Below are 25,950 nucleotides of genomic sequence, written 5' to 3'. Positions count from 1 at the left end.
TCTCGTCGAAAATCTGCCAAAAATAGCAAAAATTGAGGGCATTATTTTGTTTAATTTTTTATCCACATAAAAGTGTTTTACAGATTAAAAATGAGAAATTTGCGCCTATTTATTTAACCATCGTGATATTAACTCCGCTTGAAATTACTCTGCTCTCTATATTGGCTTTTTGCCTTTTGGTTCAGCTGTATTTTGTACTTTTTGTTCATTTAAGATTGGCCACCGTAAGTATCGAAGAGGTTCCATTATCAGCCCGAAAACCGATAAGTGTAATCGTTTGTGCCCGAAATGAAATTAAAAATTTAGAACAGTATCTGCCTTCGCTCTTTAACCAGGATTACCCCGAATTTGAAGTTGTGGTGGTTAACGATCGCTCATGGGATGGAACAGAAGAGTTTTTAGAGCAGCTGGAAAAAAAATACAGTAACCTTAAAGTGGTTAAAATTTTAGATAACGATAAATTTATTGCCGGTAAAAAGTTCGCGGTAACCATGGGCATAAAGGCTGCTAAGTATGATTGGCTGGTTTTTACGGATGCAGACTGTGAGCCAGCTTCTCAACGTTGGTTATTGGATATGCAACCATCGGCAGATGAAAATACTGAAATTATTTTGGGCTATTCGCCTTACATGAAAAAAAGAAGCCTTTTAAATGCATTGATCCGTTTTGAAACCTTTTTTACAGCTGTTAATTATTTATCGTTTGCTTTAAAGGGAATGCCTTATATGGGTGTAGGACGAAACATGGCCTATAAAAAATCGCTTTTTTTTAAGAATAAAGGCTTTGCCGCACATATGCATATCCCTTCCGGAGATGATGATTTGTTTGTAAATGCACACGCCAATAAATACAATACGGAAATCCGTATAAACAAAGATAGCCATGTTTGGAGCGTACCCAATAATACCTGGGGAGGTTATTTAAGGCAGAAAAAGCGTCATTTCGGAGCGGGTAAATTATATAAATCAAAGCATAAGTTTATTTTAAGTCTGCAGATAGTGTTCCAATTTTTATTTTACGCTTTCTTTGCGGCAGGTATGTTTTTTAGTCGCGAAGCACAATACATTGCCCTTGGAATTATTGGATTGAGTATCATCATCAGGTGTTTTATCTACCCAAAACTGCTAAAACGCTTAAACTATGGCGATTTACGTTGGTGGTTCCCGATTTTAGATATACTTTTGTTCTTATTTTTAACTTTGAATGGATTTTTAGCCATGTTTGGCAAGAAAAAAGTAAACTGGAAATAATTCAATAATCTTTAGTAACTACAATATGCTTGATGTAAAGCCCGATATCGTTTTAAAATATTTCCCAGATTTAAGCGAAAAACAGATTGCACAGTTTTCGCAACTGTTTGAATTATATAGCTTTTGGAATGCACAGATCAATGTAATTTCAAGAAAAGATATTGAAGAGTTATATGAACGCCATGTGTTACACTCATTAGGGATTGCGAAAGTTTGCACTTTCAAAGCGGGCGAATCGGTTTTAGATGTAGGTACAGGAGGAGGGTTCCCAGGCATTCCTTTAGCCATTCTGTTTCCTGAAACAGAATTTTACCTAGTGGATTCTATCGGAAAAAAAATTAAAGTTGTGAAAGAAGTGGCTTCGGCCCTGGGTTTGGAAAATTTAAGGGCTGATCATTTAAGGGCAGAGCAGATTAAGGAGAAATTTAATTTTATTGTATCACGAGCGGTTACACGTTTAGGCGAATTTTATCCATGGATACAAGGTAAATTTAAAAAAGATTCATTAAATGCGATTTCTAATGGAATTTTGTACCTAAAGGGTGGTGATTTAGCTGAAGAAATTAAAGAATCTAAACTGAAAGCAGAATTATATCCACTTTCAGCTTATTTTGAGGAAGATTTCTTTGAAACTAAATATGTGGTTTACGTTCCGCAATAATTAATGCGCTGTTTCAATTTGATTTGATGCCAGCTCGATTTTACCAACATGAATTCCATTTATATTGGCACACGAATTTAAACGCTGCAACGCTCAGAAAATTAAAACTTTTCCGACTTTCTTGGATTATCCATCATAATCATTTTATCCTTTAATAACTGCTGTAGACCTGTTTGTTTATCAATATTTTTTACCACATCGAGTACGGCGGCAGCGGCATTACTAAAAAAGGGTTTAGTGATTGTCGAATATTCGTCAGTAGCTTTGTGGTAATCTTTATGGTCTTCTACACCGAAATATAAAAAAGGAATGTTTTTAGCGTTAAATGCACCCTGATCGCTCTGGTTGGTCCAGTCATCATGGCCCTGTTTTGGATCATCATGACCGAAAAGTAATTTAATGTTGGTTTTAGTCGTATCTACATACTTCTTTAAATCCGGATATTTGAAAGTCCCGCAGACATAGAGTTCACCTTTATCACTATGGCTAATCATATCCATGTTCAAATCAACAGCAATTGTATTGATGTTTACCGGAGGATTGGAAACAAATGCCTTTGCACCCTGTAAGCCCATTTCTTCGGCATCGAAAGAGGCGAAAATGATCGTGTTGTTGGGTTTGTTTTTGGCAAAATAGGCTGCAATTTTTAATAATCCTGCAGTTCCGGATGCATTATCATCAGCGCCGTTAAAAACTTCGTCTTTTACTACGCCCAAATGATCATAATGTGCAGATACCACTATAACATTGCTACTTTTACCCGGTATGTATCCGATAATATTGGTTCCGTTTACCTTTGCACCAGATCTTCCGTTAAAAGTAAACTCCTGTGCGTAATTTACATGTTGAGGATATGATTTTAAACCTAATTTCTGAAACCGCTCTATAATATAGGCCCGCGCCATTTCTGCTCCTTTAGTACCTGTTTTTCGACCCTGGTAAGCATCAGAAGATAATACTTCCACATCTTTTAGCAGTTGGGTATCTAGTTTGCCTGAAACTGCTGTGTTTTGATTTTTTACTGATGAACAGCTGCTTAGCATAATAGCTAAGGGAATGATATATAGAATTTTCATAGTTATAATAGATTACTGCCAAAACAATTTTAAAATAGTTGGATACAACTTGAATTTTTCATCGGCGGATAATAAGATAGCATCTTTTCATATCGCTGAAGAAATTATTAACCGATCAAATGGATCTCTGTGCACATTCAACAATGGGACGTTATTATAATTGAAAATTGGGGAATTTTCAATTGATAAAAAAGTAAAACCATCTAAAAGTGCTTGATTATAAATGTCCTCAACAGTTACACTGAAGTGGGGAAGTTTACCAAGAGATTGTTTTATTGAGATTTCGAATGAACTAATTTGACTAAAGTAAACGATATTTTTTATGTTTTGAATAATATCCAAAACTTTTTTTGGGATTTTTGCACTGTTTTCCTGAAACCAAAGTAAGCAATGAGTATCTAAAAGATAGTAATTATATGCCATTACATGTACTCTTTTAAATCATCTAGAGGATCGTTAAAATTTTCTGGGATTGATATTTTACCTTTCAGCGCACCCGGAATTCTTTTTAAGATAGCTGGTTGTTCATCTGTAAGAAAGGTAACAATAACCTCTGTTTTTGTTTGTACAGGTGCTTTTTCTTTCAACGTTATCTTTCCTTTTTCGTAATATCCTTTAACTGTAGCTAACATATCCTTAAGTTGTTATAACAAATATACATTTTTCATTATGCTATTCAAACACTGTTAAATGAACAGCATTGCGTTTTTAAACCTGATGGAAACGGCAGCTCCCGACAAAAAGTCGGGACTATAGTGTACAGCAGGGCTGAAGACCGAGAAAAGCTGTTGCTTTCATTTCTAATAAAAAAAACTAATAAAAGTTTGTGCCGGGACAGCTTATCGGCTTAAAAAGCCTTATCGCAATAGAAGAAATGGTAGGTTTTGCTTTGGTCTTTCAGGTTTAACTTTTAAGCTTTTACGCCGCCACTTCCCTTAAATCAACCGCTACAACTCTCGAAACGCCTTGTTCTACCATGGTTACGCCATAAATGATATCGGTGCTGGCAATGGTCCGTTTGTTGTGCGAAACGATGATAAATTGCGATTGATCGGAGAATTTTCGGATGATATTATTGAATTTATCGATGTTGGTATCATCCAATGGCGCATCAACCTCATCAAAAATACAGAATGGAGCAGGTTTTAGCAGGTAAAGCGAAAACAATAACGCTGTGGCCGTCAGCGTTTTTTCTCCGCCAGATAACTGGTTGATGGATAGCGGTCTTTTACCTTTCGGACGGGCAATAATATCAATATCAGCTTCTAAAGGATTGTTAATGTCCGATAAAATCAGGTCGCAGCTATCTTCTTCATTAAACAATGAGCGGAAAACCACAATAAAATGTTCACGGGCCTGGGTAAAGGCCTGCATAAATTTATCTTTAGCAGTGTCGTCTATCTCTTTTATGGTTTGCAAAAGATCCGTTTTAGCAGCATTAAGATCTTTCTTCTGATTTTGAATAAAAGTATATCGTTCTTCCATTTCCTTAAAGGCCTCCATTGCCATAGAGTTGATGGCACCAAATTCGTCTAACTGCCGTTTCATTTTCTCAACTTTCTGGCGGAGATCGAATTCACTCTCTAAAGCTTCTATTTCGGTATCGGTATCTAAAAGATCGTTAATGTCTATGTTAAATTCAACAGCCAAACGTTCTTTTAACGCATTCAGATCAATTTTTAAAGCATTTTTCTTATCCTTTATTTCTGTAAGTAAGAAATCGGTTTCCTCGCGGTTTTTACGGATATTAGTCAGGTCGTTTTCCACCTCGTTAATGCTTCCTTTACTTGTAAAATATGCTTGTTCTGCTTCAGCAAGCCCTTTTTCCATTTCTTCACGTTGTTGATACATTTCTAAAAGTGTATCGTCGGTAAGATCGGTATGTTGTAATGTTGCCGTAACCTGGATGAGTGCTTCCTGTAATTCTTTATCATTTTGGGCAATGCGCTTGTTTAACGCTTCTTCCTGTACAAAACGGTAATCCAAATCTTTTTCTAAGCCTGATAACTTATTTTGTTGCTGGTGAAAACGGATATTATCCTGATTGTATTTACCTGCACTTTCATTCACCTGATCGGCAATTTCCTGATAATTAAGTTGTTGTTCCTGCAAATTTACGTGTGCTTCCTGCTGGTCTTTTTGCAATTGAACCAGTGCGGGCAACTTTTCTGATAATGCTTTTTCAATAGAAACTATTTTTTGCGCAATATCTGTCTTGCGGTTTTCACTGGTGGTGATAAATTCCTGGTATTGATCGCGGCGGGTTTGAACCGAAATGTGTTCGTTATTTAAACGGTTCATTTCTTGTTGCAAAGCACTGATCTGATTAATTTTTGAAGCCTCTTTTAAATCAAAAATATGATCAGTTTCGGTTTTAATTGCCGTATTGTATTGGTTGATCAAAACTTCTGAAGCCTTAATTTCCTTAGCGAGATTTTCTAAATTTTTAGCCCTTCCAATCCTTTTTCCCTCAAATAACCCTACAGAACCACCTGCCAAAGTAAATTTAGTTTGTGCATATTTCCCATTTTTGGCCAAAATGGTTAAAGTATCGGTAGGCGTTGTTTTAAATAGGTTTTCTTGGTCGGCTACAGCTATATATACGTTTTGTAACAACAAATTACAAAGGTTCTGGTACTTTTTGTCGACTTCTATTACTGATAAAGCTGATATCAAACCTTCATGAGTACCAATAACAGGATTTTTATCCGGCACATTTTCTAAAATGAAAAAATTAGCCCGTCCACGGCTGGCATCGGTTAAAAGGTTAATCGCCTGAACAGCATCGCTATACTGATCTACCACATAATGGTTCATTACCGGTTCGAGGTAATTTTCAATGGCTATGCGGTAATCTTCATTACAAAATAAAATATCCGAAAGGAGCAAGGCACTTTTAGCAAATGCATTGTTTTTCTTTAAAAAACGGATAGATTCCGGAAAGCCTTCCAAGCTATCAACCAATGATTTGGTGAGGTTATATTCATTTTGTTTGGCATCCTTTTTCCGGTTTTCGGTAGCCAGTTTTTCTTTGTTCGAACTTAAATTGATTTCTGAAGCGGCGAGTTTTTCTTTTAAAATTTCTTCGGCCTCGGTGAGGTTTTTAATTGTGGCCTGCTTTTCTCTCACCTGTATATCTAATTCGGCCAAAGCATGGTCAAATGCTTTTAATTCTAATGTTTTGGTTTCTGTATCATCAACATTTCGGTTGGTTTCCTGTACCAAAGCATCTTTTTGAATATTCAGGATATCAATCTCTTTTTGTGATTGATACACTTGGTTTTGAAGTTCGTTAACAGATTTTATCAGGTTATCAATCCTGTTTTTTTCAGTTTGCTGTTGTTCGCGTAACGTATTAAGTGTAGTTTTTAAGCTTTTTAAATCAGATTCAAGTTTGTTAAAAACCTCGGTTTCTGTTACTACCTCTTCGTTTAAACGTTTGATGTTGTATTTAATGTGGTTAACCTGGTTCTTATCTTTTTCGAGTTCGCCAGATAAACGCGTTTCCTTTTCCTGTAAAAAACGCATCTGCTCATTTTTTACCTTTTTTTCGCTTTCGTAAGCACGGATTTTAGAAACAAACTCGTTTGTAGCCTTTTGTTGTACAGAGAGATTTTTTTCCTGATTGATGCTTCCCAATTTAAGCTTTTGCAGCTCAGCTTCACCAGTATCTATTTTAGCATTGAGTTCGGTGCGGTTTACCTGTTGGTTTTGCTCCTGGATTTCTAAAGCGTTTAAATCGGTGCGGAAAAATGCAATCCGGTGTGTAGCCAATTGAACACTCAACTCGCGGTATTGCTCTTTTAATTTATAATAACGTTCTGCTTTGCGGGCTTGGTTTTCTAAAGTTTTAAGGTTTTTTTCAATCTCAAAAAGCAAATCTTCAACACGTTCAAGATCTGTTTCAGTATCTTTTAACTTACTGAAAGTCTGTTTTTTACGTAATTTATACTTAGAGATGCCCGATGCTTCTTCAAACAGCGAACGGCGACTGTGTTCTTTATTGGTAATAATTTCATCTACCATTTTAAGCTCAATGATCGAATAACTATCAGAGCCGATTCCAGTATCTAAAAATAAGTCGGTAATGTCTTTCAACCTGCACTGAACATCGTTTAAACGGTATTCACTATCGCCATTTCTATAAAGTTTACGGGTAACGGTAACTTGCGAATAGGCAGTGGGAAGAATATTTTTGGTGTTGTCAAAACTTAACGAAACCTCAGCAAGCTGAGCCTGCTTACGGTTTTTTGTACCATTGAAAATGATGTTCTCCATCTTTTCAGAACGTAAGGCTTTGGTACTCTGTTCACCCAAAACCCAACGCATCGCATCAATTACATTGGATTTTCCGCAACCATTAGGACCAACAATAGCGGTAACCCCTTCATTAAAATTGATGGTCACTTTATCGCCAAAGCTCTTAAAACCTTTAATCTCTAATCTGGTAAGTTGCATGGTTTGTGATCGGGAGAACCGAAACCAATATTAAGGATAATTTTATGGTTTTTCAAGTTTTAACCAGGGTAATTTAAACCGCAAAGTATGCAAAGAGAAAAGCGAATAGGGTAGGTTGCCCAGGTTTTTCATATAAACCACAAAGACACAAAGATCACAAAGATTAGCGAAGAAATTCTTAATGTACTTGGTGCCTTTGTGGTAAAAAAGGCTATTTTACAATCATTAGTTTTGCAAATTTAAGCAGCAATTGCTTGTTGCCCAAACCCTGAAAAAATACGGTTGCCTTAACATCTGGTAAAGTACCTTCTAAACTGATGATTTTACCGAAACCGAATTTTTCGTGTTCCACTTCCATACCGCCTTGAAATTCGTGTGCCTGTGATGGTGTAAAACCAGGGGTGGGTACGTGTGCCTTTGCCAATAAGGACGTTGTTTTTGGTCGTACTGGTGGAGCAGATGCAGTTGCACCTGCAGCTGGCTTTGGTTTGCTAATGAAATCGCGAGGCTGCGATGTCCATGATTTCCGTTCATCATCAAAACTGCCTTCAAAACTGGTAGATTTGGCTGGTTTAACATCTAACTCTAAAAATTTCGGACTTATTTCATTAATAAAACGGCTTGGTTCGCAATTGGTTAATGTTCCCCAACGGTAACGCGAGGTAGCATAAGTAAGGGTTAGTTTTACCTCGGCACGGGTAATGGCCACATAAAATAAACGGCGTTCCTCTTCTAAATCTGTCCGGTTGGTTAACGACATTTGAGAAGGGAACAGGTTTTCTTCCAAACCTACTATAAATACATTTTTAAACTCCAAACCTTTAGCCGAGTGGATCGTCATTAAAGAAACGGTATCTTTATTTTTGTCGCCATCTTTATCATCGTTAGTTAAAAGGGCAACATCCTGCATAAAAATATCCAGTCCTTTTTCTTCGATATCTTCACGCTCTGCAAATTCTTTAATACCGTTTAATAACTCCTGGATATTTTCGTATCGCGCGCGTCCTTCAACGCTATCATCGGTATAGAGTTCTTTCAAAATACCAGCATGCTGCGCAATAAACAAAGCGGTATCGTAGGCGTCGAGCTTTTTCGCTTCTGCCTGAAAACTTTGTACCATCATGGCAAAATCGTTAAGCTGGTTTGCTAAACGGCCATCAACATATTCGTGCGCGTTCGAAATTACATCCCACATGGTTTTGCCATTTTGATCTGCAGCAACAATAATCTTATCAATAGAAGTATCTCCAATACCACGTTTTGGGTAGTTGATTACCCTTTTTATGGCTTCTTCATCTTTAGGATTAAATGTTAAACGGAAATAGGCAATTAAATCCTTAATCTCCTTACGTTGGTAGAAAGATTGGCCGCCATATATACGATATGGAATATTTAATTTGCGTAATCCTTCCTCCATAGCCCTGCTTTGTGCATTGGTACGGTATAAAATGGCAAAATCGTTGTGTTGATAGCCTTTTGTGCTCCTTTCCTGAATAATGGCTTCGGCAACCAGCTTTCCCTCTTCGTTATCTGTAAAAGCCCTCGATACTTTAATGCGGTCGCCAGGTTCGTTATCAGAAAAAACATTTTTTTCGAGCTGATTTTTGTTATTCGCGATGATACTGCTCGCTGCATCCACAATATTTTGGGTAGAACGGTAATTCTGCTCTAATTTATAAACCTTTAAATCAGGATAATCGCGCTCAAAATTTAAAATGTTCTGGATATTGGCCCCACGGAAAGCATAAATACTTTGTGCATCATCACCCACAACACAGATATTCTGATAAGCGGCAGCCAGTTTTTTTACAATGGTATATTGCGAAAAGTTGGTATCCTGGTACTCATCCACCATCAGGTATTTAAATTTCTGCTGGTATTTATTCAATACATCCGGATGCTCTTTTAAAAGGATGTTCGTTTTAAAAAGCAAATCATCAAAATCCATCGCACCTGCCCTGAAACAACGTTTGGCATAAGTTTCGTAAATCTGGCCAATTAAAGGGCGTTTATTCTGAATATCTTCTGCCTGTATCTGGTCGTTAGCCTGGTATTCTCCCCATGAAATTAGATTATTTTTGGCCGATGAAATTCTGTTAAAAACAAAATTCGCGGCGTATAATTTATCATCCAGCTGCATTTCTTTCAAAATTGCACGGATTACACTTTTACTATCATCGGTATCATAAATGGTAAAATTGTTTGGATAACCGATTTTTTCAGCCTCTACGCGTAAAATTTTTGCAAAAACAGAGTGAAAAGTTCCCATCCAAATGTTTTTCGCCTCGGCACCAACCACTTTACTAATACGCTCGCGCATATCCTTACTCGCTTTATTGGTAAAGGTTAAAACCAGAATGTTAAAAGGATCTGTGCCGGTTTGAATGAGGTGGGCAACACGAAACGTAATTACCCTGGTTTTGCCCGAACCCGCACCCGCAACAATCATTACCGGTCCTTTTGTGTTCTCTACTGCTGCTCTTTGTTGTGGGTTTAATCCTGCTAAATAATCCAAATCGGCTCCTGTTTTTTTGAGGTTCAAAAATAACAATTCCTGTGGCTTTTTGCCAAAGTTGTTAGTAATTAGTTTTAAACCGAACCAGCCTGCTGTAATTATTGCAGACTGGTTTTGCTACATAGGCAAGGATGCAAGGATTGGCATCGGAAAAAGATTTACAACCTATTGGCAAACAAAAAAACTTACAAAATTTTTTGTGTCACATTTTCTTGTGACAGTTTTTTTGGTCACAAGAAAAACGGTCACAAAATATAATTTTCATGCAATGGGGAGTTGATTAAACACTATTAAGATATTTTCTGTCGATTATTGCTAATTTCTATATTCTCAGGTTATCAAAACGTGATAGGCTGTCAGAATTACATCCTATTTATTTGGGTATAGAATTTGATATGTTTTTAGAAATGGACGAGAAAAAAATGAATAAGGATATTGAGTTTTCTGATATCCCGGAAGGGGCAAATACAGATATTTATGCCAATTTAAAAGAGAAATTGGAAAGTGTTGAGCAGTTTCCTGGTATTTACAATTTTAAATTTATAATTACTGGTGGTTTGGACAAGATCCAGGAACTACGTGCAATTTTACCTGATGATGAGTTTATTGAACAACCTTCAAAAACCGGTAAATATGTATCGATTACAGTAAAAAAGCAAATGCAAAATGCCGATGAGGTGATTGCTGTTTATAAGCAAGCAGGAAACATCAAAGGGATTATGATACTGTAATTGCTGAAAATAATTATGCTGAAGCGTAGCGTTAAAATTTTCCGCTACGCTTCATTTAATGCTATTATTGGTGAGGATTTACATCCAATTTTCGTTTCTGCTTTCTACCTGATACAACCAATAATTTACCAATAATTTAATTTCTGTGTAATTGCCATATTTAAAATGAATTTGGCCGGCAGCGGTGTGTAGTGATAGGTGACCTACATCTACACCTTTATGCCAGGGAAATTGAAAAGTGGTAATGGCCTGAATTTTATCTGGCTTTACAATTTCGTTGGAAATATCCCAAATGCCACTCTTTTTGATAATAAAATCTTGGTTTACTGCAAGCCGGTGCCTTTTGTAACTGATGTAGATCATTAATATACCAATTGCCAAATAAGCAATGGCAATGCCTATATAGGGCTTTATTTCGGGTACATTAAACGCAATGATCAGGAATATGCTTACGGGCAATACCAGTTTAAAGAAAATTGGTAAATTTAGAAAGCGCCAATCGGGAATAAAAGTTTTTCCATGTAATTGTGCTTCACCTAAAATCATTTTTAACAGTTCATCCCGCTCAGTAGGGTTACAGCCAGGAATTTCCAGTGTATTTCCCTGCATTTCGTGTCCTTTTTTACTTTGACCAAAATGAGCCTGCCTTAAACTCATGTTCAGCATATTCATCTTTTCCTGGAAATAATTCTGACTATATTTTGTTATCTGAACTTTATCGGGGCTAATGATCGTATTTTTCTTAGCAATTAAGCCTGATGAAAGTAGGAGGGTGTTTTTATGCTGGCTAATTTCGAGTTCGAAATATTTATAAAATGTTCTTATCAGGTTAATCAAAAGTAACACAACTAAAAGGCAGGCAATTAAAATAAATACCGTTACTATAGTTAACATGCCTGTTACAGTGCTCTGAATTTCATCTTTATTAATTTTAAAAGCATCGAGTACCTGCCTGCCTTCATATATAACTGTATAAAAAAAGGCAATCAGCAATCCCATGCTTTGGCCATAATTAGAAGTTAGGCCTACCTTTAACAAAGTCCACGCACTGATTTTTAAAAACGGTACTTCTGCGGTTAAATTCTTGTCTTGCGCTACTTCCAACTGTGTTTCTGCCTCTTCTTTTCGGTTTAAAAGATGTTCTTTAAGGTTATAGGCAGAAATTTCGTCGATAGCTCTTATGCTTACTTCATCTCCGTGAGCACCCGCAGTATCTATTTTAAGGCCATAAATTCCAATAATTTTTTGCAAAATGGTTTGATTAATATTAACCTGCTGTATTTTATCAAGCTGAATAATTACCTGGTCGCGGCTAAAAATCCCTTTGTTCACTACAAATTCCTGTTTTTCTTTATCTAAAAAGAAAGTAAACTTTAGGTACCATAAATAGGCAAAAAATGCACTCACCAGCATGATAAAAGCAATGCCCAGCAAAAGGTATATAAAAGTAGAGGTTGGTAATTTAATAAAGGCTGCAACAAATACAAAAAAGGTTCCTTTAGCTATCTGTAAAAAAGTATGGGCACCCATTATAATAATGCCAAATGCCGATTCGCGTTGTGGTTTACTAAAGTCGTTATCCATTATGCTTCAGTTTCTGGTAATGGTTTTTCGAGCAGATCGAGTTTTTTCAGCAATAAATCCCTAATGCTTCGGGCTTCATCAATGGCGATGCCTGAAATGCGGATATGGCCGCTTTGGCCACCTGCCGTAAACAGTTGTAGCGATCCTAATTTGTATGCTCTTGAAAAAATACCTTCATTTAATTCAATATGCTGAATTCTGTTTAACGGAACAATCGTTGTAGATTCTGCAATGATCCCATTTTTATAAATTACATCGTGCTTACGCATTGCATAACCCCTTTTTTTAAAGCTTAAACGGAAAAGCAGAAAGGAAATAACAACCAGAACGATATAAGCGGGGATTATCCACACTGCATTTGGCCTTATTTCTTTAAAAAGTAGAAGTAATGCAGTTGTACCCATGCCCAGGATGCCGAAAAAGATTAGCAAGTTAATGCAAATGATTTTCCAGTAATCCGGATGCGGCTTTTTAAGCGTTATCTCTTCATATTTTGGTAGTTGATCGAGATCAATGGTTTCATTGGTAAATAAGGACGCTGCAGACATGGTTAAAGATATAAAAACATATTAATCTACTGTGTAGACAATTATTTAAATCTTTTGTTACCGCGCTACAATAAACTTTTTTGCTGTATTATACTGGCCGGAATCAGAAGATATTTTGAAAAAATATATACCCGGTACAAAGGTTGAAGTATTGATTTCTAAGGTGTGTTTTCCGGTATTGAGGTATTCATTTACAACCGTTTTAACCAATCGGCCCATCATGTCGTAAATCTGTATGTTAAGTTTGTCCGATTCAGGCAAAACCACATCAATAAACGTTTGCATTGCCGCAGGGTTAGGATAGTTTTGAGAAACGGTAAACTTTAAAAACTTATCAAAAATAGCTTTGTTAACGGCATCAAAAATTACGTAACTAACTAACCGGTAGCCCCGTGCATTGGGGTGGAAGGCATCCTGATACAGCGTAAAATCGCGTCTCATTGCGGCATTTACATCTGCAAGGTAAATTTTGTATTCAGTGGCCAATTTTCTGTAGGCGGCGTTAATGTTCCTGATATTGGTATTAACCGCAACATAACTCTTATTTGTTCTGTCGTCTACAAACTGAAGGGTACATATAATTGGAACTAACTTCTGTTTTAAACTGGAGGTGATAAAAACGCGCATGTTCGAAACCGTTTGGGCCAAGCTGCCTTTACCTGCGGCAATAGACAACGCATCGTTTATGCCCATATCAATTACAATAAAACCTGTTCTGTTGGCTATTGCGTTATCAATTCTGAGTAAACCCTGAAAAGTAGTTTGACCACCGATACCGTGATTGGTAATATCGACTACCTTATTGGTATAACAGTTTAAAAAATTATTCTGAAGCATGGTTTGGAAACCAACTCCATTTACACCTTCTACCGTGCTGGCACCAAAAGTTACAATGTTAATACTGTCTTTAGCGTAATATTGGGCGGCTTCGGGGCAACTTACCCGAGTTGGATTTGGAGCCTGGGCGAAAGCAGAAGTACGGACAAACAGAAGCAGCAGCAGAGATAAAAATACTTTTGCGCTAAACTTCATTGTTAAAATTCTTTCTTACAGGATTTAAGGATATCTGTTATGGGGCGCAATTTACAAAAAAGTAAATAGAAATGGTGCTGCAACATTCTTTTTTACAAACATTAAATTATTTTTTTGTATCCGTTAAAAGACGGTTTTAATTTTAAAAAATTAAGGGTTGGTTTTTAGCTATGGCAAAAAATAAATAAACATTTTAACTGTTTGATTATTAGCTGAGTTTTACGCCCTGGCCCGGATAATTTGTAAATACTTACTGTGCCATTTATTTGGTAAAGCCTATATTTGTCCAAATTCATTTTGTTATGCAAGAGATTAAAAATTATGTAGAAACGCACAAACAACGTTTTTTAGATGAACTGTTTGAGTTATTGCGTTTTCCATCGGTTAGTGCTGATCCGAAATATAAAGGAGATGTTTTAAAAACTGCCGATTATGTTGCACAGAAATTAAAAGATGCTGGTGCTGATAACGTTGAAATTTGTCCGACTGCAGGATATCCTATTGTTTACGGAGAAAAAATTATAGATGCTTCATTACCCACTGTATTAATATATGGCCACTATGATGTTCAACCGGCCGATCCGTTAGAACTTTGGCACACACCACCTTTTGAACCTACTGTACGCGATGGCAAAATTTATGCACGCGGTGCTTGCGATGATAAAGGACAGTTTTATATGCATGTAAAAGCATTTGAACTGATGATGGAAACCAATACCCTGGCTTGCAACGTTAAATTTATGATTGAGGGCGAAGAGGAGGTAGGTTCTGCAAATCTTGGCATTTTTGTAAAAGATAATGCTGCACGTTTAAAGGCTGATGTGGTTTTAATTTCTGATACCTCAATGATCAGCATGGATCATCCATCTATTGAAACCGGTTTGCGTGGTTTGGCTTATATGGAGGTAGAAGTTGTTGGCCCGAACCGCGATTTACACTCAGGTGTATATGGTGGTGCTGTGGCCAATCCGGCTACTATACTTTGCAAAATGATTGCTTCCTTACACGATGAAAACAACCACATTACAATTCCTGCATTTTATGATAAAGTATTAGAATTAACTGATGAGGAGAAAAAAGCATTAAATTCTGCACCTTACGATGAAGCTGAATACAAAAAAGATCTTGATATTGATGAGGTATGGGGAGAAAAAGGATATTCTACTTTAGAGCGTACAGGAACCCGCCCAACATTGGAAGTGAATGGAATATGGAGTGGATATATTGGCGAAGGCGCCAAAACCGTATTGCCAAGTAAAGCAAATGCAAAAATTTCGATGCGTTTGGTTCCTCACCAAAGTTCAGAAGAAATTGCAGAAATATTCACCAAACATTTTGAAAGCATTGCCCCTAAAAATGTTAAAGTTAAAGTTACCCCTCACCATGGCGGCGAACCTGTAGTAACCCCAACAGACAGCGTTGCTTACCAGGCAGCAGAAAAAGCAATTGAAGATAGCTTTGGTAAAAAAGCAATCCCTACGCGCGGTGGAGGAAGTATTCCTATTGTGGCACTGTTCGAAGATGTTTTAGGTATTAAATCGGTACTTTTTGGCTTCGGTTTAGATAGCGATGCTTTACACTCGCCAAATGAGAAATATGATATTTACAATTATTATAAAGGAATAGAAACTTTGCCTTTGTTCCATAAATATTTCGCAGAACTGAGTAAATAAGCTTGATTAATTTATGCGTTCTGACGCAACAGATCGTCATTTCGAGCGGAGTGCAACGTAGTCGAGAAATCTATTTTCAGCAGATCTCTCCATTTCGCCAACACTTCAGTCGAGGTGACGATTTTTTTTGAAAACGAGCGGTTCTGTTTTTTATAGGTACTGTAGTCCCGCCATCGCTTATAGTCCTCATTTCGCTGCGCTCCATTCCGGGCTATTTAGCTTTGTCGGGTTTATTAGATAAAGTGTAGTTCTTTTTTGAAAGGCTTGTTATTGCGATGGGCTAATTATGCATCCTGCAGCCCTGATTAGTAATGGTAGCCCTGCAACCTAAACCTCACCGTAGTGTTAAACCCGCTGGCCGAAGCATAAGGCCGGGGATTTGAAACGAAGGGTAGGACTGCTTTAACTGAATTGCTACGGGTTTTGCTTTCCTATACAACTAAATAATTTTAACGTTTATGATCAGTCTGAGCGTAGTCGAAGATCATATCTATCTCTTTGCATCTGGAAATAGAATAACCTAAATTTTTTTAATAGCTATTTTTTTCTAAATTGGTACCATGAAATACCTATTCTCTTCACTTTTACTTTTATCAGGGCTTGCTTCTTTTGCTCAGGATACTAAAACGATTTACCAATCTGGCAATCCAATCTTTCCCGGCTGGTATGCAGATCCCGATGCTGCCATTTTCAATAATAAATATTGGGTTTATCCTACTTATTCTGCAAAATACAAGGAACAGGTGTTTTTAGATGCCTTTTCGTCTGACGATTTAGTAAAATGGAAAAAACATCCCCATATTTTAGATACGGCAGCCGTAAAATGGGCCAATAAAGCGATGTGGGCACCCGCAATAGTACAAAAAGACAAAAAATATTACCTGTTTTTCGGTGCAAATGATATTCAAAGCGATAATGAGGTAGGAGGGATTGGCGTTGCTGTTGCTGATAAACCGGAAGGACCATATGAAGACCATTTAGGGAAACCTTTGGTTGATAAGTTTTACAATGGTGCACAGCCGATTGATCAGTTTGTGTTTAAAGACAAAGATGGTCAGTATTACTTAATTTATGGAGGCTGGAAACATTGTAACATCGCCAAATTAAATAAGGATTTTAATGGTTTTGTGCCTTTTGAAGATGGAAAAACCTTTAAAGAAATTACACCTGATAATTATGTTGAAGGGCCATATATGTTCATTAGAAATGGCAAATACTATTTTATGTGGAGCGAGGGCGGCTGGACTGGTCCGGATTACTCTGTAGCTTATGCTGTTGGCGATTCACCTTTTGGACCATTTAAAAGAGTGGGTAAAATTTTAAAACAAGATGCCGCAATTGCTACCGGCGCAGGTCACCATTCTATAATTATCAATGAGAAAAAAGGAAAATATTATATCGTTTACCACCGTCGCCCGTTAACGGAAACTGATGGAAACCACCGTGTTACCTGTATTGATGAAATGAATTTTGATGCTAATGGGAATATTCTTCCGGTAAAAATTACAAATGAGGGTGTTAAAGCCCAACAAGTAAAATAATTGCTGTTCGGCTGGAAATTTATTCAGTTTCCAGCTGAACTTTGCTTTTTGCTAACAAAATTTCAGCCTGCTTTTTATTTAGTGTATTAAATCCCCAGGCACACAGTAAAAGCATGCAGGCAATTCCTATCCAAAGCCAATTGTAACCCAGGTTTTTTGCCACTAAAAATCCCAGATATGGCCCGGCCAGCTGTGCAAACGACCAACTTAAGGTATATCCTGCGGCATATAAACCCCTGTTGTGTGCGTTACTTCTGCTAATTACAATCGTATTGATGAATGGTAATGTGAGCATTTCTCCGCAGGTAAAAACCACAATAGTTAGTATTGCCATCAAAATATGAAAACTTAGCGGGGTACTTAATAAGAGATAAGCAGTGGAAAATAGTATAGCACCAATGATGATGAAAAATATGGGCGATCTTTTTGCTTCAATTTTATTGATCATCACCATTTCAAACAAGGCAATAACGGCCCCGTTGATGCCAATGATAAGACCTATTGCAAATTCATCAATATGCCATTCTTGTTTAAAAAACACGGGTACAATCCTGAACATTAAAAAAGCACAGGTAATAAATACGGTGGTGAGGAGAATAAACTTTACATAGAAAGCATCGTTCCATGGTTTCATAATAACCATATTATGTGCAGTTTCTTTGGCTTTTTTAATAAAACCTTTCACTTGCGGTAAAAATGAGAGGATTAACAAACCCACAATAATACTTACCACCCCTTCTACCACGAAAAGCAGCCTGTAGTTGATGGAAGCAATAATACCTGCAAAACTAATCCCTATAGACCAGCCCATGTTTGTAGCTAACCTGTTTAAAGAGTACGATCGCGTTAATGTACCTTCTGCGGCGTAGTGTGCCACTGCGGTAAAATTAGCCGGGCGGAAAGCTTCAGAAAAAAAGCTAATCACAACTGCGAGGGCACATAAACTATAAAAATGAGTAAGGGTAGAAAATAAAATAAATAGTAGGCCGCTTACAACGGATGATAAAACCTGTACCGGGCGAAAGCCAATCATATCGGTTAATTTACCGCCCGTTGCCGAGCCAAGTACCGAGCCAACTCCAAATAAAATAATGATTAAACCTGCATCCGTTACCGATCTATGTAAGCTTTGGGTAACAAACAAACCCATAAAGGGTACAGACATACTGCCGAATCTGTTGAACATTATCACAAAACTCAGCAGCCAGGTTTCTCTGCTCAACCCGCTAAAGGAGCTTTTGTAGGTATTAAAAATGAGTTTGAACATTAGCTATTTTAGATGCCGTAAAAATAGTAAAAGGTAATGTATTAATTGATCATCTGAATTCAATATCCATTAAAAAACTAAAAAAAGTTCGGCAGAAAATATCGGGTAATTTTTTACAAATTTGCATCCGGAAACCGATCAAATGCCGCCAGAGAAAAGAACCCCATTAAATAAAACGCCTGTTGCCAGAAAACCTGCCGTTCGGAGACCTGTAACCAGAAAACCGGCTGCAAATAAAAAAAAGAAAAGTGTACTCTCCGTTCAGCTTAAACTGGTTATTGCCGGATTATTGTTGATTTTGCTTTCTCCGTTCTATTACGGCTACGTATTACGAAGTTTTGTTGCCACCTGGCGCTGGGTTAAAGATTGGGGGCAAGATCCAAATTATAGAACTTATGAAAGTTTTAACATCAAAATTCCAAAAAAGTATAGCATTCATGGCATTGATGTTTCATATTATCAAGGTAAAATAAACTGGCAAAAGGTAAAAGAAATGAAAGAAGATGAGGTGAGCATCCGTTTTGCCTTTATTAAAGCTACAGAAGGATTGATGCTGGTTGATCCCTATTTTCAGCGGAACTGGCGCGAAGCACCAAAAGTTGGTATTATCTGTGGTGCATATCATTTCTTCAGACCAAAAAAGGACGGGAAAACGCAGGCGAAATTCTTTTTACAGGTGGTTAATATAGAAAAAGGAGATTTACCTCCGGTTGTTGATATTGAATCGTTAGATGGTGTTTCTCCATTAAAAATGAGGGCAGAATTGTCTGATTTTTTGAATTATGTTGAGCTAAAGACGAAAGTAAGGCCGATTGTTTACACCGGACTTAAGTTTTACGAAGATTATCTGCTTGATTATTTTGATGATTATCCATTATGGATAGCCCATTATTATCAACCAAAATTGCGCATGGATAATAGCCGCTGGAAGTTTTGGCAACACTCTGATAAAGCCAAAATTAACGGCATTGGGCATGTGGTTGATTTTAATGCTTTTAATGGCGATAGTTTGGAGTTGGATAGATTATTAGTTCATTAATTCAATGGTTATTAGTTGATTCTACATGATTTATACCCTTTTCATCATTGCAAGAAGGCTTTTTTATTAGTCATATACCCTCGTGGCGTCATCCTGAATTTGTTTTAGGATCTATTATTGTGATTTTTACAATCATTTAATTGTTTAAACCGGTTGATCGATTCCAAACCCCAAACTCCCAACTCGTTAAATTAAACCGTCCAGCTTTCGCATTTCTCCAAGAAAAATTCATCTGCTTCGGCACCTATGCCAATTTCATCCGGAACATCAAGGAAGTAGCCATTATAAGTTAAGCCACCAATTACAGGATCTACTAAATGCCCTAATAATGCAGTATCCAGGTCGAAAAATTCTACATTTGGACTTGCCAGCGCAAAATGAAGGTTGGCACTTAGCGCAATCCGACTTTCCAGCATACTGCCAATCATACATTTTACACCATGCTTTAATGCTTCTTCGTGTATTTTTTGGGCTTCTAATATACCTCCTGATTTCGAAAATTTAATGTTTAAATAGGTGGTGCTCTGGCTATTGATCAGTTTACGGGCATCATGATGGTTATAGCAGCTTTCATCGGCCATTAATTTAATTGGCGAGTTTACATTCAGCTCTGGTAATTTATCATCGTACCAGGTCCGCATAGGCTGTTCGCAAAATTCAATGTTGTATTTTTCCAATTCGCCCAAAGCAAATAAAGCATCATCAAAACTCCATCCCTGGTTGGCATCTAAACGTAAAATCAATTCTTCACCTACAGCTTCGCGGATGTGTTTTACCCTTTCTATATCGTCATGAACCTTTTTGCCCAACTTTATTTTAATAATCCTGCAACCCTTGCTTTTGTATTTCAATGCAGTTGCGGCCATGCCTTCAGGTGTATCAATTCCGATGGTCATATCGGTTTCAATGGTACGCTTTTGTCCTCCAAGGAATTTATATAATGGCAATTCTGCATTTTTTGCTGCAATATCAAATAAAGCCATATCAAAGGCACTTTTAATGGTATTGTTATGGTCTGCATAACCCAATAAGTCGTTCATCCGCTCCGGAATTTCGAGTGGATCTTTCCCTTTTAATATTGCTGCAAAATCTTTAGCCATCGCAATACATGTTTCCTGGGTTTCACCTACAATCATCGGGAAAGCTGAGCACTCTCCAGTTCCGTGGATACCAGCGTCGGTATAAATCCTGACCAATACATTCTGGGCAAAATGCATGGTTCCGGTTGCAATCACAAAAGGTTCCATTGGGATACTAAAGCGGTATATTTCGGTATGGGTAATTTTCATTTTTTATAAGCTTAGATTTCCAACTAAAGTATAAAAACAAAAACTAAATCGAAACAGGTTTGTAGATTATTAATAGATTTACGCCTTACTATAATTCTGTTTCCGGCTTACATTTATATACTAAACACCATGTCTGATACCAATAACTTAATCCACGCTTCATCACCATATCTTCTTCAACATGCTCATAATCCCGTTAATTGGTGCGAATGGGGAACTGAGGCTTTGGAAAAGGCAAAGGCTGAAAATAAATTGATATTGGTGAGCATCGGTTATTCGGCCTGCCATTGGTGCCATGTAATGGAGCGCGAAAGTTTCGAAAACCATGAAGTGGCCGAGGTGATGAACCGTCATTTTATCTGTATAAAGGTAGATCGGGAGGAGCGTCCGGATATTGATCAGATTTATATGTATGCCATACAGTTAATGACCGGAAGCGGGGGCTGGCCCTTAAATTGTATTTGTTTGCCAGATCAGCGTCCGATTTACGGAGGAACCTATTTTAGAAAAAATGATTGGATAAACATCCTCGAAAATGTTGCTGCTCTTTGGGCAAACGAACCTGATAAAGCCATTCAATATGCCGAAAGGTTAACTTCAGGCATTAACGACAGTGAAAAAATAATTCCAGCCGTAGCTACTGAAGAATATATTGATGCACATTTAACCGAAATTGTAACACCATGGAAGCGCCATTTTGATATTGGTTACGGAGGATATAACCGTGCACCAAAATTTCCATTGCCTAATAATTGGGTATTTTTATTACGTTATGGCTTTTTAAAGGATGATGAATCTGTTTTCACTGCTGTTTGCCACACTTTGGAAGAAATGAGCAGGGGAGGCATTTACGATCAGATTGGCGGTGGCTTTGCCCGTTATTCGGTTGATGACAAGTGGCATGTACCTCATTTCGAAAAAATGCTGTATGATAACGCACAATTAATCAGTTTATATGCCGAAGCGTATCAATGCACTAAATTCGATTCTTTTAAACAAACTGTTGTTGAAACCATTAACTGGGTTTTTGAAGAGATGACATCTGCGGATGGATTGTTTTACTCGGCATTGGATGCAGATAGCGAAGGCATTGAAGGTAAGTTTTATGTTTGGGATAAAGCAGCTTTCGATCAGATTTTAGGCGATGATGCTCAATTAATCGGTGCATATTATAACGTTACCGAAGATGGGAACTGGGAAGAAGAACAAACCAATATTTTGCGTAAAACAATCAGTGACGACGATTTGCTCTCGAGATATAATTTGGAACCTGAAACACTTTATGATAAAGTTAAATCGGCCAAGGCAAAATTAATGGCTGAACGAAGCAAAAGGGTTAGACCAGGTTTGGATGATAAATGTTTAACGGCCTGGAATGGTATGATGATTAAAGCACTGGCTGATGCTGCTCAAGTTTTAAGTCACAACCAATATTATGAAAAGGCAGCTGCTGCAGCTAATTTTATTTTAAATAATCTAAAATCTGAAAAGAGAGGACTATACCGGAACTATAAAAATGGAAAAGCATCTATTACCGGTTTTTTAGATGATTATGCCTTTTTTATCGAAGCTTTAATTGCATTATACGAATATGATTTTGATGAAAAATGGTTGGAAGAAGCCAAATTATTTGCAAATTATGTAATCGCTAATTTCACTGATCCGGATTCACCGATGTTTTTCTACACCTCTGCCGAAAGTGAAGATTTAATTGCCCGAAAACACGAAGTGATGGACAATGTAATTCCTGCTTCCAACTCTGTAATGGCCCAAAATTTAAAAAAAATGGGTTTACTTTTTGATCACGAAAACTATGCGGAAAAAGCATCAGGAATGCTTGCTGCGGTACATCCAAAAATAAAAAGTTATGGCTCCGCTTACTCAAACTGGGCCATCCAGTTACTAAATGAAATTTACGGCATTAACGAGATTGCCATTACCGGTTTAGAAACAGATGTGATTAAATTAGAATTAAGCGGACATTACATTCCAAACAAAATTACATTGGGTGGAACAAAAAGTAACCTACCGCTGTTAAAAGGTAAGCAAAGCAACGAAACAAAAGTTTATATTTGCCGAAATAAAGTATGCCAGTTGCCGGTTAACACTGTTGAGGACGCATTAGAGTATTTACAATAAATTAATTTAAATGAATATTTCACCAAACTCTGTAGTAGCGTTAACTTACGAATTGCATACTACTAACGAAGAAGGACAACAAGTTTTTGTAGAAAAAGCTGATGAAGAAAATCCTTTAGTATTTTTATATGGCGTTGGCATGATGTTGCCTAAATTTGAAGAACATTTAACCGGTTTAAAAACTGGTGATGAATATGGCTTCGAACTATCTGCTGCAGATGGTTATGGTGACATCGATCCAGGTGCATTTGCCGATCTTCCAAAAACAATGTTTACCGAAGCTGGTGGCGAATTGCCAAATGTTGGTGATGTTATTCCTTTACAGGATAATAACGGTAACCAATTCAGAGCTGGTGTTACTGCGGTTCATGATGAAACCATTTCTGTAGATTTAAACCACCCGATGGCTGGTAAAAACTTAGTGTTTAGTGGTGTAATTCTGAATGTACGCGAAGCTACTCAGGATGAATTGGCTCATGGCCATGCACACGGTGCTGATGGTCATTCAGGGCACTAATAATAAATAGAAAGAGCTTTTAAAGGAGTCAGGTTTTATTAAACCTGACTCCTTTTTTTATGTAATGTATTTTAATTAATCCTGAAAAACCGCTTCCAGATCTAATGAAAATCCGGGTAAAATTGGTGTGGTTACTACTTCACCTTCGGTTAAAAGCTTTGTAGGCTGAAATTTACCTTTAACATCAAGGATATACCTGAAAAATGTTTTTTCAGAAGGGCTTACAATCCAGTATTCTTTAACACCTGCTTCTTCATAAACCTCATATTTATTTACGAGTTCTTTCTTGTTGTAGCCTGGCGATAAAATTTCTACCACAATATCCGGCGCACCGATGCAACCACGTTTATCTAATTTGCTTTGATCGCAAACTACCACAATATCGGGTTGTACTACAGTAAAAACTTCTTTATCGTTAAGAGATCTATTTGCCAATCGAACATCAAAAGGGGCACTATACACTTCACATTTACAACCGTTCAGTGCATTATATATAGACACATAAATTCTTCCTGATAGTTTTTGATGGATACGGGATGGCGCAGAACTCATCTTAAAAAGATAGCCTTTGATGATTTCTAAGCGATCTTTAAACTCGAAACGCATATAATCTGCATAACTGTATTGAGCAGAAAAATCTACCTCATTAACAGTTTTAACAGGGGGTAACTCTTCTTCTGTAGGGTATGGCTTAAGATTTTTCATATAACGTTACCCAAATATACTAAATATCTTAGTGTTTTTTTTCTAAAAATCTATCTTCAAACGAAGTCCGCCATTGGTAAGGTTAAGATTTTCTTTTGAGAAAGTTTTCATCGGCAGGCGAAGAAAGGGTTCGATAGCAATATTGTTCTTTTTGGATATTTTTTGCTTGTAACCTAAAGAGAAATTGTAAAACCCGATGTATTTATCAGGATCTATATTGGCTTCGGATTGCGGCTCAACCGTTTTTTCTTTTACAATCAGTGTTTTAAAATCTGAATAGCCATTTATTGCCGGGGAAGAAAAACTTTGTACCTGGTTTATGATATAGCTGTTTTGTTGCGAGTTATTTAAAACAGCAAGTGCTGAAACCCCAATATTGGTATAAAGTTTATCACTAATGTTATATTTTAATTCCAATGGAATATTAATTCCACGCACTTTAGCATCAACTGAAGCCAGATTTTTACCTGATAGCGTTTGTGGAGCAGAGGCATCTAAAGATTCGGTTGTACTAATTGAAGCATATGATACGCCAGAGCTTATCGATAATTTATTGGCAATGGCATATGATAATGAGAAACCGTAATTCATGGTTACCTTATTGTCATTACCCATTGCAGGAGCAACATATACATCAGGCTGCCATTTAGAGTTTCCAATAGTTTTGGCAGCAGGTTTTTGTTGATTAGCGTAACTATCCTGGGCTAAAAGCTTGTCAAAATTAGTTTGTGTACTGGGTTGAGGCTTTTTATTTTCAGTTAAAATATCAAACTCTTTCGACTTTAAATCGGAAATATTTTTGCCAGAAAGTGTATTATCCAGCAAATTGTTGTTTATTAACCCTAATCCTTCGGTTGCATTCGTTAAAGCATAATTATTCTGTTGTTCCAATAATGGTTTTAACTTTTCATTGATTATGCTAGGGCTATTATAAGCTAAGTTGGTTTCAGCGGGAGTTTGGTTGCCGATATTAGTGTTTAACGGCGGGGCAATACTTTTCGATGGAACAATAGTATCCGTATTTTTTTGAGCTGAATCTTTTGTTTTTTGCTTGGATATTGCAACTTCATTTTTAGAATTATCATTATTTAATGTCAAAAACACACCGCCAAAAATTAAAATTAAGGCAGCAGCAGCCCATAAAGGCCAGTATGTAATGCCTCTTTTTTTATTTTCTTTTTCCGAAAAGCGCTCCCAAGCACCATTAGGGTATGTTTCCTCATGGTTTTGGAGTTGCGCTGTGATGTGCTCAATTAATTCCTTATCCATTTTTTTCGTATGAATTAACCATGGTATTTAGGTAAAGGGTACGTAACTTATTTTTAGAGCGGGTAAGATATACCCTGCTCGAACTTTCTGGAATGTTCAACATTTTCGAAATTTCATCATGGGCAAAGCCTTCAATTTCATATAAGTTAAATACCAGTCGCTGTGTATCTGGCAGGTGATTTAATAAATTTAAAATATCGTTAACATGAAGTTCGGATGCAACAGAAACCTGCGTAACCGGATGTTCACTTTCTGCAAGATCATCTACATAAAACTGGGCCTTCGAACTTCTTATTTTGTCAATTGCAGTCCGCGAAGCAATCTGGGCAATCCACCCTTTAAAAGATCGCTGTAGTTCTTCGGGGTTTTTTGGTGGTTTAAATCCGCCAACATGTTTAAAAATCTTGATAAAGCTATCATTTACAAGCTCTTCGCTGTCTGATGTATTTTTTGTATACCTTAAAATAATGCCCATTAAATAGCCATAAAATGATTTATACATCATTTCTTTACAGCTATTGTCGTTTTTTACACAGCCTTTTAAAATTTCCTCAAAACTGAGTATTTTTTTTGTCACCCTTGTAAAGGACTATTTTTTAGCGGTTTATCATGGTTAATTGATTGCAAATTTAAGAAAATAACACCACCCAATTTTT

General features: G+C 37.0%; 20 protein-coding genes. 8 read left to right on the top strand and 12 right to left on the bottom strand.

All coding sequences use genetic code 11. The features are described from left to right. Window positions 1–32: 32 nt before the first annotated feature. On the top strand, window positions 33–1,250 hold the full coding sequence (locus tag ACZZZW_RS20295; RefSeq protein ID WP_463496181.1) for a glycosyltransferase: 1,218 nt from the start codon (window positions 33–35) through the stop codon (window positions 1,248–1,250). A 25-nt stretch (window positions 1,251–1,275) separates the two neighbouring features. After that, the gene (gene rsmG / locus ACZZZW_RS20290) at window positions 1,276–1,911 is read left to right on the top strand and encodes a 16S rRNA (guanine(527)-N(7))-methyltransferase RsmG (RefSeq protein WP_055905913.1); all 636 of its coding nucleotides are present in this window, start codon (window positions 1,276–1,278) and stop codon (window positions 1,909–1,911) included. 101 nt (window positions 1,912–2,012) lie between these two features. Here rsmG and ACZZZW_RS20285 read toward each other — a convergent pair whose 3' ends face one another. The 4 genes from ACZZZW_RS20285 to ACZZZW_RS20270 form a co-directional block, all read right to left on the bottom strand. Next, complete coding sequence (locus ACZZZW_RS20285; RefSeq protein WP_463496178.1) at window positions 2,013–2,987, bottom strand: M28 family peptidase; 975 nt, start codon at window positions 2,985–2,987, stop codon at window positions 2,013–2,015. Between the two features lie 422 nt (window positions 2,988–3,409). Further along, entirely contained in the window at window positions 3,410–3,619 is a 210-nt protein-coding gene (locus ACZZZW_RS20280) for a hypothetical protein (protein WP_055905907.1), read from the bottom strand. Between the two features lie 286 nt (window positions 3,620–3,905). Next, the gene (gene smc / locus ACZZZW_RS20275) at window positions 3,906–7,445 is read right to left on the bottom strand and encodes a chromosome segregation protein SMC (protein ID WP_463496175.1); all 3,540 of its coding nucleotides are present in this window, start codon (window positions 7,443–7,445) and stop codon (window positions 3,906–3,908) included. Window positions 7,446–7,656: 211 nt separating this feature from the next. Continuing rightward, window positions 7,657–9,960 (bottom strand): ATP-dependent helicase, encoded by a 2,304-nt coding sequence (locus tag ACZZZW_RS20270; protein ID WP_055906596.1) that lies wholly within the window; start codon window positions 9,958–9,960, stop codon window positions 7,657–7,659. 377 nt (window positions 9,961–10,337) lie between these two features. Between ACZZZW_RS20270 and ACZZZW_RS20265 the strand changes: the two genes are divergently transcribed. Next, window positions 10,338–10,691, top strand: coding sequence for a DUF493 family protein (locus ACZZZW_RS20265; RefSeq protein WP_157255360.1), 354 nt, complete (start codon window positions 10,338–10,340; stop codon window positions 10,689–10,691). A 78-nt stretch (window positions 10,692–10,769) separates the two neighbouring features. Here ACZZZW_RS20265 and ACZZZW_RS20260 read toward each other — a convergent pair whose 3' ends face one another. Genes ACZZZW_RS20260 through ACZZZW_RS20250 form a run of 3 tightly spaced genes read right to left on the bottom strand, consistent with a single transcriptional unit; the run spans window position 10,770 to window position 13,855 of the window. After that, complete coding sequence (locus ACZZZW_RS20260; RefSeq protein ID WP_463496172.1) at window positions 10,770–12,275, bottom strand: PH domain-containing protein; 1,506 nt, start codon at window positions 12,273–12,275, stop codon at window positions 10,770–10,772. Then, the gene (locus tag ACZZZW_RS20255; protein ID WP_055905888.1) at window positions 12,275–12,823 is read right to left on the bottom strand and encodes a PH domain-containing protein; all 549 of its coding nucleotides are present in this window, start codon (window positions 12,821–12,823) and stop codon (window positions 12,275–12,277) included. Before ACZZZW_RS20255 ends, ACZZZW_RS20260 begins: the two co-directional genes overlap by 1 nt. Window positions 12,824–12,880: 57 nt before the next feature. Further along, on the bottom strand, window positions 12,881–13,855 hold the full coding sequence (locus ACZZZW_RS20250) for an SGNH/GDSL hydrolase family protein (RefSeq protein ID WP_055905885.1): 975 nt from the start codon (window positions 13,853–13,855) through the stop codon (window positions 12,881–12,883). Between the two features lie 302 nt (window positions 13,856–14,157). Here ACZZZW_RS20250 and ACZZZW_RS20245 point away from each other — a divergent pair, with 302 nt between their 5' ends. Continuing rightward, on the top strand, window positions 14,158–15,528 hold the full coding sequence (locus ACZZZW_RS20245) for a dipeptidase (RefSeq protein WP_463496169.1): 1,371 nt from the start codon (window positions 14,158–14,160) through the stop codon (window positions 15,526–15,528). A gap of 560 nt (window positions 15,529–16,088) precedes the next feature. Beyond that, entirely contained in the window at window positions 16,089–17,069 is a 981-nt protein-coding gene (locus tag ACZZZW_RS20240) for a glycoside hydrolase family 43 protein (RefSeq protein ID WP_463496167.1), read from the top strand. Window positions 17,070–17,088: 19 nt separating this feature from the next. Here the strand turns inward: ACZZZW_RS20240 and ACZZZW_RS20235 are convergent, their stop codons facing one another. Further along, complete coding sequence (locus ACZZZW_RS20235) at window positions 17,089–18,336, bottom strand: MFS transporter (RefSeq protein WP_463496165.1); 1,248 nt, start codon at window positions 18,334–18,336, stop codon at window positions 17,089–17,091. 142 nt (window positions 18,337–18,478) lie between these two features. Here ACZZZW_RS20235 and ACZZZW_RS20230 point away from each other — a divergent pair, with 142 nt between their 5' ends. Further along, the gene (locus tag ACZZZW_RS20230; protein ID WP_055905871.1) at window positions 18,479–19,375 is read left to right on the top strand and encodes a glycoside hydrolase family 25 protein; all 897 of its coding nucleotides are present in this window, start codon (window positions 18,479–18,481) and stop codon (window positions 19,373–19,375) included. 191 nt (window positions 19,376–19,566) lie between these two features. Here ACZZZW_RS20230 and ACZZZW_RS20225 read toward each other — a convergent pair whose 3' ends face one another. Next, on the bottom strand, window positions 19,567–20,664 hold the full coding sequence (locus ACZZZW_RS20225; RefSeq protein ID WP_463496162.1) for a mandelate racemase/muconate lactonizing enzyme family protein: 1,098 nt from the start codon (window positions 20,662–20,664) through the stop codon (window positions 19,567–19,569). 129 nt (window positions 20,665–20,793) lie between these two features. Between ACZZZW_RS20225 and ACZZZW_RS20220 the strand changes: the two genes are divergently transcribed. Further along, window positions 20,794–22,803 carry a thioredoxin domain-containing protein gene (locus ACZZZW_RS20220; RefSeq protein ID WP_055905865.1) on the top strand — a complete coding sequence of 670 codons (2,010 nt, stop codon included), beginning with the start codon at window positions 20,794–20,796 and terminating at the stop codon, window positions 22,801–22,803. Window positions 22,804–22,813: 10 nt separating this feature from the next. Beyond that, window positions 22,814–23,320: an FKBP-type peptidyl-prolyl cis-trans isomerase gene (locus ACZZZW_RS20215; protein ID WP_055905862.1), complete on the top strand. Its 507-nt coding sequence runs from the start codon at window positions 22,814–22,816 to the stop codon at window positions 23,318–23,320. A 75-nt stretch (window positions 23,321–23,395) separates the two neighbouring features. On the opposite strand, the gene ACZZZW_RS20210 is transcribed toward ACZZZW_RS20215, so the two are convergent. Genes ACZZZW_RS20210 through ACZZZW_RS20200 form a run of 3 tightly spaced genes read right to left on the bottom strand, consistent with a single transcriptional unit; the run spans window position 23,396 to window position 25,871 of the window. Next, a complete protein-coding gene (locus ACZZZW_RS20210) occupies window positions 23,396–24,025 on the bottom strand; it encodes a Uma2 family endonuclease (RefSeq protein ID WP_463496159.1) in 630 nt (209 codons plus the stop codon). A gap of 42 nt (window positions 24,026–24,067) precedes the next feature. Next, complete coding sequence (locus ACZZZW_RS20205) at window positions 24,068–25,294, bottom strand: hypothetical protein (protein WP_463496157.1); 1,227 nt, start codon at window positions 25,292–25,294, stop codon at window positions 24,068–24,070. After that, window positions 25,287–25,871 (bottom strand): RNA polymerase sigma factor, encoded by a 585-nt coding sequence (locus tag ACZZZW_RS20200; RefSeq protein WP_082458669.1) that lies wholly within the window; start codon window positions 25,869–25,871, stop codon window positions 25,287–25,289. Before ACZZZW_RS20200 ends, ACZZZW_RS20205 begins: the two co-directional genes overlap by 8 nt. Between the last annotated feature and the right edge of the window lie 79 nt (window positions 25,872–25,950).

The organism is Pedobacter sp. AC379 (assembly GCF_979258145.1).
This window is presented reverse-complemented; position numbering and strand designations above follow the sequence as displayed.